Below are 13,550 nucleotides of genomic sequence, written 5' to 3' on the forward strand. Positions count from 1 at the left end.
CGTCACGTTTCTGCGATGATCTGGAAATTTCGCGTCAGGCCGTGCCCTGGGCAGATGTCACACGTTGTTGCCGGGTGAGGAGGGGTCGCGTCGGCTGCAAGGAGGCAGAGAGCGATGCGTGTTGGGGCCTTCATCCTGGCCGCCCAGTTCCCCGGCCAGGGGCAGGGGGAAGCACTGCACCGCGCGGTGCGGTCCGCGGAGCTCGCGGAACAGGCCGGGCTCGACGAAGTCTGGCTCGCCGAACACCACTTCGTCCCGTACGGGGTGTGTCCACAGGCGACGACGCTGGCCGCGCTGTTGCTGGGGCGGACGCGGCGGATCGGGGTGGGGACGGCGGTCAGCGTGCTGCCGACCCAGCATCCGGTGGCGCTCGGCGAGCAGGCGGCGCTGTTACACCTGACGTCCGAGGGCCGGTTCACGCTCGGCGTCGGGCGGGGCGGTCCCTGGGTGGACCTGGAGGTCTTCGGCGCCGGCCTGGACGCGTACGACCGCGGCTTCCCCGAGTCGCTGGATCTGCTGCTGCGTTGGCTGCGCGAGCCGCGGGTGGGGGCGTCCGGCGAGCGCTATGCGTTTCGGGAGGTGGCGGTGGTGCCGCGGCCGTCCGAGGCGCTGACCGACCCGGACGATCCGGACGGGTTGACGGCCGGGCCGCCGGTGGTGGTGGCGTGCACCTCGCCGTCGTCGGTGAAGCTGGCCGCGGCCCGCGGGTTGCCGATGCTGCTCGGGATGCACTGCGGCGACGAGGAGAAGGCGGAGATGGTCGCGCTGTGGCGGGCGTCGGCGCTGGGGGCCGGGCGGGACCCGGTCGAGGTGGCCGCGGCCGAGCACGTCTCGGCGGGCGTGGTGCAGATCGCCGACGACCGGGCGGCCGCGGTGGAGTCGTTGACCAAGGCGATGCCGGGCTGGCTGCGGCAGGGCCTGGGCGCGCATGTGACGGTCGACGGCCGGTATCGGGCGATGCGCGACCCGCTGGCGTACACGGAGTTGCTGTGCGCGCTGCATCCGGTCGGCCCGCCGGAGCGGTGCGCGGACCGGCTGGCGCAGACCGCGGAGCGCACCGGGATCCGGCGGTTCGCGCTGCTGGTGGAGGGCTCCGGGGACCTCGCCGCCACCGAGGAGAACGTGCGGCGGCTGGGCGCCGAGGTGTTGCCGCAGCTGGCGTGACCCCGCCGGGGTGGGAGGCGGGGTCACGGAAGCACACGTGGGGCACGGCTGTCGGTGCTGGTGCTGAACGCCGGTGCGCGGCGCCGGAGGGAGCTCCGGAGGGTCGGCTCGGCTCCAGCAACTCCGTTCAGCAGTCGCGGAGTTCGGGCGACTGGTTCAGCAACTGACCCCGCACGGAGGTGAATCGGGCCAGCCGCCGGTCGGCGGCCGGGTCGAGCGGGAACACCGCGACCCGGTGGCAGTTCTGGAAGGCGAGGCGCACACCGAAGTGACGCTCCAGCGAGCCGCGGATGGCGTCGCTTGCCAGCGCGCGCAGGAGCTGGCCGCGCGCCTGCTCGTCCGGCGGCGGCGTCTGGTTGTCGGCGAACTCGCCGCCGTCCGCCTCCAGCCGGTCCACCAGTGAGCTGATCATCCCCCACGCGTAGGGCAGGGACGTCCGGACGCAGTCGACAAACGCGGCTTCGTCGACCTCGCCTCGCTCGGCCTGTTCGAGGAGGGCCGGTGAGACGTCGAGCGACATGAGGTTCTCCTCTCGCGGCCCCGCCGGGACGGACGGGACCTCATGGATGGGACAAGGGGAAATCGCGACAGAGCGTGTTCGCACCGCGACCCCCCGCGTCAACGGTATGCCGCGCAAGGGGTCCGCACCAGGAGATTGCACATACAACCGGCCATGCACGGGCGCCGGGGGTGCGGCGGTTTCCCCCGTAAAGGGCCTCCGGTCCGGGGCCGAATCGCGCCGGCGGCCCCGCTTCGAGTAGCGTGGCGCACCATGCGTCTCGTCATCGCCCGCTGCTCCGTGGACTACGCGGGGCGGCTCACCGCTCATCTGCCCTCCGCCCCCCGCCTGATCCTGGTGAAGGCGGACGGCTCCGTCTCCATTCACGCGGACGACCGGGCCTACAAACCCCTGAATTGGATGTCCCCGCCCTGCTCCCTCAAGGAGGGCGACGGCGATGTGTGGACGGTGGAGAACAAGGGCGGCGAGAAGCTCATCATCACCCTTGAGGAGATCATGCACGACTCCTCGCACGAGCTCGGCGTGGACCCGGGGCTCATCAAGGACGGTGTGGAGGCGCACCTCCAGGAGTTGCTCGCCGACCGGATCGAGACACTGGGCGAGGGCTACTCGCTTATTCGGCGTGAATACCCCACTGCCATTGGCCCGGTGGATATCTTGTGCCGGGACGCCGACGGGCAGACCGTCGCCGTCGAGATCAAGCGGCGCGGTGAGATCGACGGCGTCGAGCAGCTCACCCGCTATCTCGAACTCCTCAACCGGGACCCGCACTTGGCCCCGGTGAAGGGCGTCTTCGCAGCTCAGGAAATTAAGCCGCAGGCCCGGGTGTTGGCCACCGACCGCGGCATCGGCTGCGTGGTGCTGGACTACGACGCGCTGCGCGGCATCGAGGACGACAAGCTGCGACTGTTCTGACCGCCCGCTGAAGGCCCGTACGACGACGGCCCGGTACGCGATCCGTCCGCCCGGTGGGCGGGGGTGCGTACCGGGCCGTCGTGGCGTTGTGAGGCGCGCCGGGTGGGCCGGGTGGTGCGGGCGGGGCCGCTGGGTCAGCCGGTCGGGGCGCCCTGCCCGGTGGCCCCCTGGCTGGAAGCCGCCTGGCCGGAAGACGACGGTGCGGCGCCGGAGCCGTTCCCGGTGCTGGTGGACGGCGCCACCGCGGAGCTGCTGCCGGAGGGGCTCCCGCCCGTGGAGCCGCCGGACGTGGCACCGCCGGACGTCGAGCCACCGCTCGGGGAGCCACCGGACGTAGAACCGCCGGACGTGGAACCACCGGATGTGGAGCCACCACCCGTCGAACCACCGGACGTAGAACCGCCGGACGTGGAGCCACCACCCGTCGAACCACCGGACGAGGAACCGCCGCCCGTCGAGCCGCCGGACGTCGACGGGGTCGGATCGGTCGGGGTGGGGTCGGGGCTGTCCGTGGGGGTGTGCGAGTGGGTCGGGTGGCCGCTGGAGGACGTGCTGCCGCCGGTCGGGGAGCCGCTGCCGGAGGTCGGTCCGCCCGTCGGGGTGCCGGGGCCGGTGGGGGCGCCGGTGGTGCCGGGGGCGGACGGCGAGGTGGTGGGCCGGTGGCTCGGGGTGCCGGGGCGGGTGGTGCCGGAGCCGGTGGGCGGCAGTCCGGTGCCCGTCTCCCGGGCCGGCTGACCGGTGTCGTCGCTCGGGGTCGAGGACTGCTCGGTGGTGACCTTCTTGTCGTCCTGCGGGCTGGTGTTGTCGGAGGCCATGCCGAGGGTGACGACGGTGCCGAGCGCGGCGGCCAGCAGCACTCCGGCGCCGGCGGCGAGGAGGTTGCGGCGGCCGGTGCGGCGCAGGGCGTGCCGGACTCCGCCGGTGGCCGAACCGCCGCCGGCCGCCGCGGACTTGGCGCTCGCGCCGGTCGCCGCGGCCGGGGCCGCCGCCACGGGGGTCCGCGCCGTCTTGGCGGCCTTGGCGGCGGGCAGGGTGACGGTGGTCTCGCCGGGCGTGGCGGCCGCGGGGGCGGCCCCCTTGGGCCCAACGGCCTTGTGCAGCTTGGCCGTTGACACCGCGTCGGGCGACGACTCGGCGACCGGCGCGGCGGCCGTCTCATGGCCCGTGGGCGCGTTGGCCTCCTCGGGGGTCGGCGTCGCGGCGACGGGGGCGATCAGGGCCGTCGGGGCGTCCGCGGAGGCGGCCCGGGCGCGGTCGATGACCAGGGCGAGGGCCCGCCGCCCGGCGACCGCGCCGTCCCGGTCGGAGAGCACCCCGCGCAGCCCGATGGACGCCTCCAGTTCGGCCCGCGCCCGGTCGACGTTGCCGCTGCACAGCGCCAGCACGCCCAGGTCGTGGTGGAAGTACGCCTCCTCGGCGACCTCGCCGGCGAGCCGGGCGGCCTCCTGACCGTGCCGCAGGCTGCGTTCCCAGGCGCTCCAGTGCAGCGCGGCGGCGAACGCGGGCGCGGCGGTGCGGGCCAGCAGCACCGCGGCGGCCGGGTGGCCGCTCTCCCGGCTGCCGGTCAGCACGCCCATGGCGGCCAGCACCGCGTCGGACTCGGCGGCGGCCCGCTCGGGGGTGACCGAGGGGTGCCCGGCCCACCAGGCGTAGTGCTGGGCGGCGGCGTGCGCCCGGGCGGAGGCGTCCTCGGCGTAGCCGGCGGCGGTCAACTGGTCCTGGACGGTGGCCGCGAGGCGGTAGTGACCGCCGGCCGGGCTGATCAGGCCGCAGCCGAGCAGCTCGCCGAGGGCGGCGTCGGCCTGGGTGTCCTGGGTGAGGGCCGGCAGATGTGCCTGGTGCGGCAGTTCGCCACCGAGGGCGACCGCGAAGCGAAGCGCCTCTTGGGCGGCGGCGCCGAGCCGGGCGGCGAGCAGCGGGGCGGGCGCGGCGGCCTCCCCGAGGGCCGGCAGCGGGGCCTCGGGGCGCTGCTCCGGGTCCGCGGTGCCGTCCTCGGGGAAGAGGCCGTAGCCGTCGTCGAGGGCGCCGGGCGCGGTCCGGGCCTTGTCGCGCTGCCGCAGCAGGGCGGCGCCCTGGACGAACCGCAGCGGCAGCCCCTCGGACTCGAACCACAGGTCGGCGGCCCAGGACTTCTCGTCCCGGGTGAGCGGGCGGTCCACGGCGCGCTCCAGCAACCGGACGCCGGCGGCCTGGCTGATGCCGCCGACGAAGACCTCCTCGACGTGCGCGTCGGCGCTGGGGGCCGGCACGTCGGGGGTGGCGGCCAGGAGGAAGGCGCACTCGGGGGTGGCGTCGAGCAGCTCGTCGAGCGCCGTGCCGCCGAACTCCAGGTCGTCCAGGACGACGACGGCGCCGATCTCGCCGAGCAGGCGCAGCAGTTCGGGCCGTTCCGGCCGGTACTGCGGGGCCCGGTAGACGGCGGCGAACAGCGCGTACAGGACGTCGGCGACGCTGCGGTGGTAGCCCGACAGCCGGACCACGCCGTCCGGGGCGAGGTCGGCGACGCCGCCCGCGACGGCGTCCAGCAGCCGGGTGCGGCCGGAGCCGGCGGGGCCGGTGACGCGGACCGAGCGGCCGCGGGTGAGCAGCCGGATCAGTCGGGCGACGTCCTCGTCGCGCTCTTCGAGGGGGATCGCGTGGCCGGCGAAGGAGAGCGGTCCGGTGGGCGCCGGCGGCAGCGCGGCGCGGGCCGTCTCGGCGCGGTCCTGGGCGTCGCGCTTCTCCGGCGTGGCGGGGCGCTCACCGGGCGGGCAGGGCTGTATCTCGCAGCCGTCGACGGGGTTGACGGTGACCAGGTAGGGGCCGGTCACCAGCCGGACGACGCGGGCCGCGCCGTCGGAGCCGCCGGGCCGGCCGGCGGACTCGGGGACCGGCCCGGCCGGGCCGCCCTGCTCCCCGTACTCTTCGGGCCCCGGGTGGGTGTTCGGGTCCATGCTGCAAGCTCCCAGGATGTGCGTGCCGTCGGTGCTTCCGGCCGTCCGCACTCCCCCGGCTCCGGCGATTGTCCTCAGCCGTCGCGTCTGGTCCGGTGCCCCGCCGCGGATGATGACACACGGCAGGCAACCGAACCATAGACCGTTCCCCGACCCGGGGCACGGCCGGGGTACCACCTTGCCGGAAACGACCGCACATCAGGCACAATGCACGATTCGCCGGAATTGCCCGAGAATCGGCATCGACCCGTGCGGGCGCGCCCGTTGGTCCGTGACGACCACACCCGCACCCCCGACCTCACACCCGGGGAAGCGACTCCGCCTCGATCCCGCCCTCGATCGCGAGGATGCGGTGGAGCCGGGTGGCGACCAGGAGCCGCTGCATCTGCGGCGGCACCCCGCGCAGCACGAGCCGGCGGTTGTTGCGGCCGGCCCGCCGGTGCGCACCCATGATCACGCCGAGGCCGGTGGCGTCCCACGAGTCCAGCTCGGTCAGATCCAGCACCAGATCACCCCGACCGGCGTCCACGGCGGTGTGCAGGGCCGTACGGGCGTCCGCCGCGCTGCGGACGTCGAGGCGGCCCCCGACGACCAGCTCGGCGTGGTCGCCCCTGATGTGCATATGCGCTCCCCGATGTCATGGGTTGTGGTGCATTGTCGTCTACCGATCTGACTGCCTCTCCCACGGCGAAGTTGCCGTCTGTGAGCGAACCGATACCGAAATCACCCCGCGGGGTGACCCCGTGGGAGTACGTCCCTGACGCGGCATCAGTGTGCGTAGAACCCCTGCCCGCTCTTGCGGCCGATGTCGCCGGCGTCGACCATGCGGCGCATGAGCTCCGGCGGGGCGAACTTCTCGTCCTGCGACTCGGTGTAGATGTTCTCGGTGGCGTGCAGCAGGATGTCGACGCCGGTCAGGTCGGCGGTGGCCAGCGGGCCCATCGCGTGCCCGAAGCCCAACTTGCAGGCGGTGTCGATGTCCTCGGCGGTGGCCACCCCGGACTCGTAGAGCTTGGCGGCCTCGACGACCAGCGCCGAGATCAGCCGGGTGGTGACGAAGCCGGCCACGTCGCGGTTGACCACGACGCAGGTCTTGCCGACCGACTCGGCGAACTCCCGCGCGGTGGCGAGGGTTTCGTCGCTGGTCTTGTAGCCGCGCACCAGCTCGCACAGCTGCATCAGCGGCACCGGCGAGAAGAAGTGCGTGCCGACCACTCGCTCGGGCCGCGAGGTGGCCGCGGCGATCTTGGTGATCGGGATCGCCGAGGTGTTGGAGGCCAACACCGCCTCGTCCTTGGCCAGTTTGTCCAGCGTCTGGAAGATCTCCCGCTTGACCTCGATCTTCTCGAAGACCGCCTCCACCACGAGGTCCGCGTCGGCGACCGCGTCCAGGTCGGTGGTGGTGGTGATCCGGGCCAGCGCCTGTTCGGCGTCGGACGCCGTCAACTTCCCCTTGGCGACGAACTTCTCGTACGACGCGGCGATGCCGCCCCTGCCGCGCGCCAGCGCCTCGTCGGTGACGTCGCGCAGTACGACGTCCCAACCCGCCTGGGCCGAGACCTGCGCGATACCGGAACCCATCAGTCCGGCGCCGATGACGGCCAGCTTCTTTGCCACTGCTGTCCCCTCACACCCTGTGCATTTGACGGTCCTGAGCGACGTTAGCGGTCGGCGACGATCGATTGGTCGCTAAGAGATGCGCGTCACGTCTCGAATGACGGACATCACACTCAGGGGGCGCGGCGCCCCCCGCCGGAACCCTCAGCCGGCCGCCCGCACCGGGTAGTTGAGGCCCCGTCCGGTCGCTCTCGCCACCCTCGCGCCCGGCAGCCCGAGCGCGTCCCGGAAGACCTCCGCGGGCGCCGCACCGAGGCCGGCCATCGACGCCACCGACCAGCGCGCCGGCACCCCGGCCCACGGCCGAGGTCGACGGCCCCGCGCACCCGCGCCCTCCCCCGACCCGCGGCGTAGTCTCACTCCTATGGTGAATCTGACCCGCATCTACACCCGTACCGGAGACAAGGGCACCACCGCGCTCGGCGACATGAGCCGCACCGCCAAGACCGACACCCGGATCGCGGCGTACGCGGACGCCAACGAGGCCAATGCGGCGATCGGGGTGGCGCTGGCGCTCGGCGCGCTGCCCGAGGAGGTCGCCGCGGTGCTGCTGCGGGTGCAGAACGACCTCTTCGACGTCGGCGCCGACCTGGCGACCCCGGTGGTGGCGGACCCGGAGTACCCGCCGCTGCGCGTCGAGCAGTCCTACATCGACAAGTTGGAGGCGGACTGCGACCGCTTCCTGGCGGACCTGGAGAAGCTGCGCAGCTTCATCCTCCCTGGCGGCAGCCCCGGCGCCGCCCTGCTCCACCAGGCGTGCACCGTCGTCCGCCGGGCCGAGCGCGCCACCTGGGCGGCGATGGAGGAGCACGGCGAGACCATGAACCCGCTCACCGCCACCTACCTCAACCGCCTCTCCGACCTCTTGTTCATCCTCGCCCGCACCGCCAACAAGGAGACCGGGGACGTGCTGTGGGTGCCGGGCGGCGAACGCTGAACCGACCCGCTGGGCACCGGCCATGACCCGTCACCAACGTGCCGGGACAGCACACCTAGCGCAGCGACTTCTCCCGGGGCCGGTCCGCCGTCTCCTCCGGCGTGGTCCGGCCCTTGGGGTCCTTCTTCTGCCAGATGAGGTAGGTCAGCGCGATCACCGCGTGGATCACCACGATGCGCAGGCTCATCGCCTGCCAGTGCCGCAGCGACGACACGTCCCCGTCCTGACCGACGTACCAGATGGCGCCCTGGAGCAGCGCGGCCGCCACCCCGGCCATCACCACCGTGCGCACCCACAGCTTCAGTTCGTGGACGAAGCGCTGCATGCCGTAGTGCTTGACGGGGCTCGGGCCGCCGGCGAAGCGGTGGGCGAAGTGCCCGTCGGCCCACTTGATCGTGTAGTGGCCGTAGGCGACGGTGTAGCCGATGTAGAGGGCGGCCAGGCCGTGCTTCCAGTCCGCACTCGCCCCGTTCTTCAGGTCGATCGCGGTGACGATCAGCAGCGCCAGCTCCAGCAGCGGCTCCAACAGCAGCACCGCCGCCCCGGTCCTGGGCATCCGCGCCAGATAGCGCAGCCCCAGGCCGACGGCGAGCAGCACCCAGAAGCCGACCTCGCAGGCGATGATCAGGGTGACGACCACGGCATGTCTCCTCTCCGGCCGCTCCGCGTCCCGGGCGGCCGTGGCGCTTTGGCTCAGCGGGGCGGTCCCTCAAAGGTTCGCAGCCGCCGGCGCCCGGTGCGTCGTCGGCGGCGACGATCCCGAGCTGCATCTTTCGATGTACGCGACCGGCGGGCGGGAGGAGGCGGCGCGGTGCACGGGCCCGGCCACCGACCCGCCCGCGGCGTAGCCGGACGCGGGCGAGGTGGCGGCGCCCGGCCCCGACGCCGTGTTTGATGGAGGAGTGATCGTCCACCATCCCGCCGCGCCGGGCCGGCCGCACCGCCTCGACGTCCTCATCGCGGCCGGCGGACTGTCCACCGGGGTGCTGCTGTGGGTCCTCGGCCTGCACGGCGGTCCCCCGCTCTTCGGCCTGCCCTCGTCGGTCACCCTGCTCGCGCTCACCGTCATGGCGGCGGCCGAACTCCTGCGCCGCACCGCCCCGTTGGCCGCGCTGACCCTCGCGGTGCCGGCGCTGGCGCTGGACGTCTGCACCGGCACGCTGATCGCCACCGTCCTGATGTTCACGGACGTCGTCTACGCCGCGGTGCTCTACGGGCCGCCGGCCGCCGCCCGCCGCATCCCGGTCCACTCGGTGCTGGTGACGGTGCTGGCCACGGCCGCGACCGCGGCGGCCTGGCCCGACCCGCAGGTGGTGCTGATCGGCATCGGCCTCGCGCTGATCACCGTGGCCCCCGCCTGGACCGGCGTGATCATCCGCGGCCATCGGGACGCCGCGCAGAACGCCCGGCTACGGGCCGAACAGACCGCGCTGCTGGCCGAGATGGACCGCACCCAGGCGGTGGCCGGCGAACGCGCCCGAATGGCCCGGGAGTTGCACGACCTGGTCGCCAACCACCTGTCCGCGATCGCCATCCACGCCACCGCCGCGCAGACCATCGACGACGCGTCGGCGACCCGCGCGGCGCTCGCCGTGATCCGCGAGAACAGCGTCCAGGGCCTGGCCGAAATGCGCCGCCTCATCGGGCTGTTGCGGGACCCGAAGGCCACCGCCTGCGAGGAGCCGGCCGCCACCCCCACCCTCGACGGCCTGGAGGCCCTGGTCGAACAGGCCCGCGCCAACGGCGTCGCCAGCAATCTGCGGTTCGTCCTGGACGACGACCGGAAACCGGCCGACCAGGGCGGCGAACGGCCGCCGGCGCCGGTGGAGTTGGCCGCCTACCGCATCGTCCAGGAGTCGCTGACCAACGCGCTCAAGCACGCCGCGCCCGGCACGGTCCGGGTGCGGGTCGCCGACGGCCCCGACGGGGCGCTCACCGTCACCGTGCGCAGCCCGTACGGTGAGCGTTCGGGCCCCCGCGCGCCCGGCTCCGGGGCCGGGCTGGTCGGCATGCGGGAGCGGATCGCCCTGCTGGGCGGGGAGTTCGAAGCCGGCCCGGAAGGCGGGCCGGACGGAAGAGTCTGGCTGGTCCGGGCCGCGTTGCCCGCCGCCGGAGAGGAAGAGCAACGATGACAGGCGCCGCCACCCAGCCGATCCGGATCCTCGTCGCCGAGGACCAGTCCGCCGTACGGGCCGGGCTGGTCCTCATCCTGCGCTCCGCGCCCGACATCGAGGTGGTCGGGGAGGCGGTGGACGGCGAGGAGGCGCTCCGCCTGGCCCGCGCGTTACGACCCGACCTGGTGCTGATGGACATTCAGATGCCGCGGCTGGACGGCGTCTCGGCCACCGGGCGGATCACCGCGGAGGGGCTGGCCGACGTCCTGGTGCTGACCACCTTCGACCTGGACGAGTACGTCTTCGGCGCGCTGCGGGCGGGGGCCGCGGGCTTCCTGCTCAAGGACAGCGACGCGGCAGCGCTGCTGACCGCGGTGCGCACGGTGGCGGCCGGCGAGGGGCTGATCGCACCGTCGGTGACCCGGCGGCTGATCGCGGAGTTCGCCCGCCCGCGCCCGGCGGGCCGACCGCCACGGGACCGCCAGACACCCGACCCGGCGGCGCTGGACGCGCTGACCCCGCGGGAGCGGGAGGTGCTGGGCTGCCTGGGCCAGGGGCTGTCGAACGCCGATATCGCGCTACGGCTGGCGATGGCGGAGGCCACCGTCAAGACCCACGTCAGCCGCCTCCTGGCCAAACTGGACCTCCGCAGCCGCGTCCAAGCAGCCGTCCTGGCCCAGGAGTTGGGGGTGGAGGCGCCGTAGGGGACGCCCGAACGGATCCCGTAGGGGGCGCCAGGCCCCCCTGCGGGGCCACAACGAAGCCGCGACGAAAGCTATTCCCACCGGGCCGCCCCGGCCCCACAGCCCGTCAAGGCACCGGGCCCTCAAGCCACCGGCCCGTCAAGCCACGTTCACCCGTTGCCCCGGAGGGGCCGCCTCCAGCCAGGCCAGGAAGCCGGTGAGGGCGTCCTCGCTCATGGCGAGTTCCACGCGGATGCCGTCGTGGGCGCAGGCCAGCACGATGGAGTCGGAGAGCAGGGCGAGTTCCTCCTCGCCCTGGGGAGTGCGGCGCTCCAGCACCTCGATCGCGGAGCGCTCCAGCACGCGGCGGGGGCGCGGCGCGTACGAGAAGACCCGGAACCACTCGACCCGGTCGCCGTTGTACCGCGCCACACCGTAGATCCAGCCCTTGCCGCCGGGCTCGACCTCCGGAGCGTTCCAGCGCAGGCTGCAGTCGAAGGTGCCGCCGGAGCGCTGGATGAGCCGCCGTCGCAGTCCGAAGACGAACAGCCCCAGCAGCACGAGCAACACGACCGCGCCGCTCACGAGCAGAGCGAGGACCATCTCGACCGACCTCCTCGCCGTGTATTCGGGAAACGCACCTGCATTGCCTCAGCCGCGGACCGCTCCGGAAGTCCGGGCAGCCCGCGGCTGAGGATCGATCTCGCCGGTGACGGAGCTCTAGTGAACGCCCGTCACCGCACGCAGCCGGACATCGGCGCGGCGCTCGGCGGCCGCATCGGCCTCCGACTTCGCCCGCTCCAGAGCCCGCTCCGCGCGCTGGACATCGATCTCGTCCGACAGCTCGGCGATCTCCGCCAGCAGAGACAGCTTGTTGTCGGCAAACGAGATGAAGCCGCCGTGCACCGCGGCGACGACGGTGCCGTCCCCGCTCTCACCGGTCGTGCGAATCGTCACCGGGCCCGACTGCAGCACGCCGAGCAGCGGCTGGTGTCCGGGCATGACGCCGATGTCGCCCGACGAGGTGCGCGCGACGACCAGGCTGGCCTCGCCGGACCAGACCTGCCGGTCCGCGGCGACCAACTCGACGTGCAGCTCAGCCACGATGGCTCCTCGGGTCTCCACCTGCCTGGTGTGGCAGATGTTGGGTCAAATACTAGTGGTCGTACGGACCGGGGACGGCCAGGCCGCCCCCGGTCCGGGAGCACGGGTCAGGAGACGCCAAGCTCCTTGGCGTTCTTCTTCAGGTCCTCAAGGCCACCGCACATGAAGAAGGCCTGCTCCGGGAAGTGGTCGAACTCGCCGTCGGCGATCGCGTTGAAGGCCGCGATCGACTCGTCCAGCGGCACGTCCGAGCCGTCGACACCGGTGAACTGCTTCGCCACGTGGGTGTTCTGCGACAGGAAGCGCTCGATCCGACGGGCGCGGTAGACCGTGAGCCGGTCTTCCTCGCTGAGCTCGTCCATACCCAGGATGGAGATGATGTCCTGGAGGTCCTTGTACTTCTGCAGGATCGACTTCACGCGCGAGGCGCAGTTGTAGTGGTCCTGCGAGATGTAGCGCGGGTCCAGGATCCGGGACGTCGAGTCCAGCGGGTCGACCGCCGGGTAGATGCCCTTCTCCGAGATCGGACGCGAGAGAACGGTGGTCGCGTCGAGGTGGGCGAAGGTGGTCGCCGGCGCCGGGTCGGTCAGGTCGTCCGCGGGGACGTAGATCGCCTGCATCGAGGTGATCGAGTGACCACGGGTCGAGGTGATGCGCTCCTGGAGGAGGCCCATCTCGTCGGCCAGGTTCGGCTGGTAACCCACCGCGGAGGGCATCCGGCCGAGCAGGGTCGAGACCTCGGAACCGGCCTGCGTGAAGCGGAAGATGTTGTCGATGAAGAACAACACGTCCTGCTTCTGGACGTCACGGAAGTACTCGGCCATGGTCAGGCCGGCCAGCGCGACGCGCAGACGGGTGCCCGGCGGCTCGTCCATCTGACCGAAGACCAGCGCGGTCTTGTCGATGACGCCGGAGTCGGTCATCTCCTCGATGAGGTCGTTGCCCTCACGGGTGCGCTCGCCGACACCGGCGAACACGGAGACACCGTCGTGGTTGTTGGCGACGCGGTAGATCATCTCCTGGATGAGCACCGTCTTGCCGACGCCGGCGCCGCCGAACAGACCGATCTTGCCGCCCTTGACGTACGGGGTCAGCAGGTCGATGACCTTGATGCCGGTCTCGAACATCTCGGTCTTCGACTCAAGCTGGTCGAAGGACGGGGCCTTGCGGTGGATCGCCCAGCGCTCGGTGACGTCGGCGGTCGCCTCGGGCTTGTTCAGGATCTCGCCAAGGGTGTTGAACACCTTGCCCTTGGTGATGTCACCGACGGGCACGGTGATGCCGTTGCCGGTGTTGGTCACCGGGGCCTGGCGGACCAGACCGTCGGTGGGCTGCATGGAGATCGCCCGGACCAGGCCCTCGCCGAGGTGCTGCGCGACCTCCAGCGTCAGGGTCTTGGTCTTGCCCTTCTCGGCCGGGTCGATGACCTCGACCGTCAGGGCGTTGTAGATGTCCGGCATCGCGTCGACGGGGAACTCCACGTCGACGACCGGGCCGATGACCCGCGCGACGCGGCCAGTGGCCACGCCAGCAGGAGCGGTCGGCTCAACAGTGGTGGTCATA

Annotated in this window: 13 protein-coding genes; 5 read left to right on the forward strand and 8 right to left on the reverse strand. The window is 72.7% G+C overall.

The features are described from left to right. The first annotated feature begins 114 nt into the window (after positions 1-114). Entirely contained in the window at positions 115-1,164 is a 1,050-nt protein-coding gene (locus tag ACFVFQ_RS05765) for an LLM class flavin-dependent oxidoreductase (protein ID WP_383409257.1), read from the forward strand. Between the two features lie 127 nt (positions 1,165-1,291). Here the strand turns inward: ACFVFQ_RS05765 and ACFVFQ_RS05770 are convergent, their stop codons facing one another. Next, entirely contained in the window at positions 1,292-1,684 is a 393-nt protein-coding gene (locus tag ACFVFQ_RS05770) for an SCO5389 family protein (protein WP_274913240.1), read from the reverse strand. 252 nt (positions 1,685-1,936) lie between these two features. Here ACFVFQ_RS05770 and nucS point away from each other — a divergent pair, with 252 nt between their 5' ends. After that, positions 1,937-2,599 (forward strand): endonuclease NucS, encoded by a 663-nt coding sequence (gene nucS / locus ACFVFQ_RS05775; RefSeq protein ID WP_383409260.1) that lies wholly within the window; start codon positions 1,937-1,939, stop codon positions 2,597-2,599. A gap of 134 nt (positions 2,600-2,733) precedes the next feature. On the opposite strand, the gene ACFVFQ_RS05780 is transcribed toward nucS, so the two are convergent. The 3 genes from ACFVFQ_RS05780 to ACFVFQ_RS05790 form a co-directional block, all read right to left on the reverse strand. Then, a complete protein-coding gene (locus tag ACFVFQ_RS05780) occupies positions 2,734-5,532 on the reverse strand; it encodes an ATP-binding protein (RefSeq protein WP_383409266.1) in 2,799 nt (932 codons plus the stop codon). 298 nt (positions 5,533-5,830) lie between these two features. Beyond that, positions 5,831-6,154, reverse strand: a complete 324-nt coding sequence (locus tag ACFVFQ_RS05785; protein WP_383409269.1) for an STAS domain-containing protein — start codon at positions 6,152-6,154, stop codon at positions 5,831-5,833. 146 nt (positions 6,155-6,300) lie between these two features. Beyond that, on the reverse strand, positions 6,301-7,149 hold the full coding sequence (locus tag ACFVFQ_RS05790) for a 3-hydroxyacyl-CoA dehydrogenase family protein (protein ID WP_383409272.1): 849 nt from the start codon (positions 7,147-7,149) through the stop codon (positions 6,301-6,303). 364 nt (positions 7,150-7,513) lie between these two features. Between ACFVFQ_RS05790 and ACFVFQ_RS05795 the strand changes: the two genes are divergently transcribed. Further along, complete coding sequence (locus ACFVFQ_RS05795) at positions 7,514-8,086, forward strand: cob(I)yrinic acid a,c-diamide adenosyltransferase (protein ID WP_383409275.1); 573 nt, start codon at positions 7,514-7,516, stop codon at positions 8,084-8,086. Between the two features lie 55 nt (positions 8,087-8,141). Here the strand turns inward: ACFVFQ_RS05795 and ACFVFQ_RS05800 are convergent, their stop codons facing one another. Further along, entirely contained in the window at positions 8,142-8,726 is a 585-nt protein-coding gene (locus ACFVFQ_RS05800) for a hypothetical protein (RefSeq protein WP_383409278.1), read from the reverse strand. A gap of 262 nt (positions 8,727-8,988) precedes the next feature. Between ACFVFQ_RS05800 and ACFVFQ_RS05805 the strand changes: the two genes are divergently transcribed. Beyond that, entirely contained in the window at positions 8,989-10,218 is a 1,230-nt protein-coding gene (locus tag ACFVFQ_RS05805; protein WP_383409281.1) for a sensor histidine kinase, read from the forward strand. Then, complete coding sequence (locus ACFVFQ_RS05810; protein ID WP_383409284.1) at positions 10,215-10,904, forward strand: response regulator; 690 nt, start codon at positions 10,215-10,217, stop codon at positions 10,902-10,904. Before ACFVFQ_RS05805 ends, ACFVFQ_RS05810 begins: the two co-directional genes overlap by 4 nt. Positions 10,905-11,042: 138 nt before the next feature. Here the strand turns inward: ACFVFQ_RS05810 and ACFVFQ_RS05815 are convergent, their stop codons facing one another. The 3 genes from ACFVFQ_RS05815 to atpD all read right to left on the reverse strand — a co-directional run bounded on the left by ACFVFQ_RS05815 (position 11,043) and on the right by atpD (position 13,549). After that, positions 11,043-11,486 (reverse strand): DUF2550 domain-containing protein, encoded by a 444-nt coding sequence (locus ACFVFQ_RS05815; protein ID WP_383409287.1) that lies wholly within the window; start codon positions 11,484-11,486, stop codon positions 11,043-11,045. Positions 11,487-11,603: 117 nt separating this feature from the next. Beyond that, positions 11,604-11,987, reverse strand: coding sequence for a F0F1 ATP synthase subunit epsilon (locus tag ACFVFQ_RS05820; protein ID WP_136742616.1), 384 nt, complete (start codon positions 11,985-11,987; stop codon positions 11,604-11,606). Between the two features lie 107 nt (positions 11,988-12,094). Continuing rightward, the gene (gene atpD, locus ACFVFQ_RS05825; RefSeq protein ID WP_383409292.1) at positions 12,095-13,549 is read right to left on the reverse strand and encodes a F0F1 ATP synthase subunit beta; all 1,455 of its coding nucleotides are present in this window, start codon (positions 13,547-13,549) and stop codon (positions 12,095-12,097) included. Position 13,550: the final 1 nt, after the last annotated feature.

Origin of the sequence: Streptomyces sp. NPDC057743 (assembly GCF_042798755.1) — a bacterium.
Classification (GTDB): domain Bacteria; phylum Actinomycetota; class Actinomycetes; order Streptomycetales; family Streptomycetaceae; genus Streptomyces.

What these genes read in the sequence shown, in the direction of transcription:
- ACFVFQ_RS05815 (WP_383409287.1), bottom strand. Translation starts at nt 11,486, where the DNA reads ATGGTCCTCGCTCTGCTCGTGAGCGGCGCGGTCGTGTTGCTCGTGCTG.
- ACFVFQ_RS05765 (WP_383409257.1), top strand. Translation starts at nt 115, where the DNA reads ATGCGTGTTGGGGCCTTCATCCTGGCCGCCCAGTTCCCCGGCCAGGGG.
- ACFVFQ_RS05810 (WP_383409284.1), top strand. Translation starts at nt 10,215, where the DNA reads ATGACAGGCGCCGCCACCCAGCCGATCCGGATCCTCGTCGCCGAGGAC.
- ACFVFQ_RS05785 (WP_383409269.1), bottom strand. Translation starts at nt 6,154, where the DNA reads ATGCACATCAGGGGCGACCACGCCGAGCTGGTCGTCGGGGGCCGCCTC.
- nucS (WP_383409260.1), top strand. Translation starts at nt 1,937, where the DNA reads ATGCGTCTCGTCATCGCCCGCTGCTCCGTGGACTACGCGGGGCGGCTC.
- ACFVFQ_RS05795 (WP_383409275.1), top strand. Translation starts at nt 7,514, where the DNA reads ATGGTGAATCTGACCCGCATCTACACCCGTACCGGAGACAAGGGCACC.
- ACFVFQ_RS05770 (WP_274913240.1), bottom strand. Translation starts at nt 1,684, where the DNA reads ATGTCGCTCGACGTCTCACCGGCCCTCCTCGAACAGGCCGAGCGAGGC.
- ACFVFQ_RS05780 (WP_383409266.1), bottom strand. Translation starts at nt 5,532, where the DNA reads ATGGACCCGAACACCCACCCGGGGCCCGAAGAGTACGGGGAGCAGGGC.
- atpD (WP_383409292.1), bottom strand. Translation starts at nt 13,549, where the DNA reads ATGACCACCACTGTTGAGCCGACCGCTCCTGCTGGCGTGGCCACTGGC.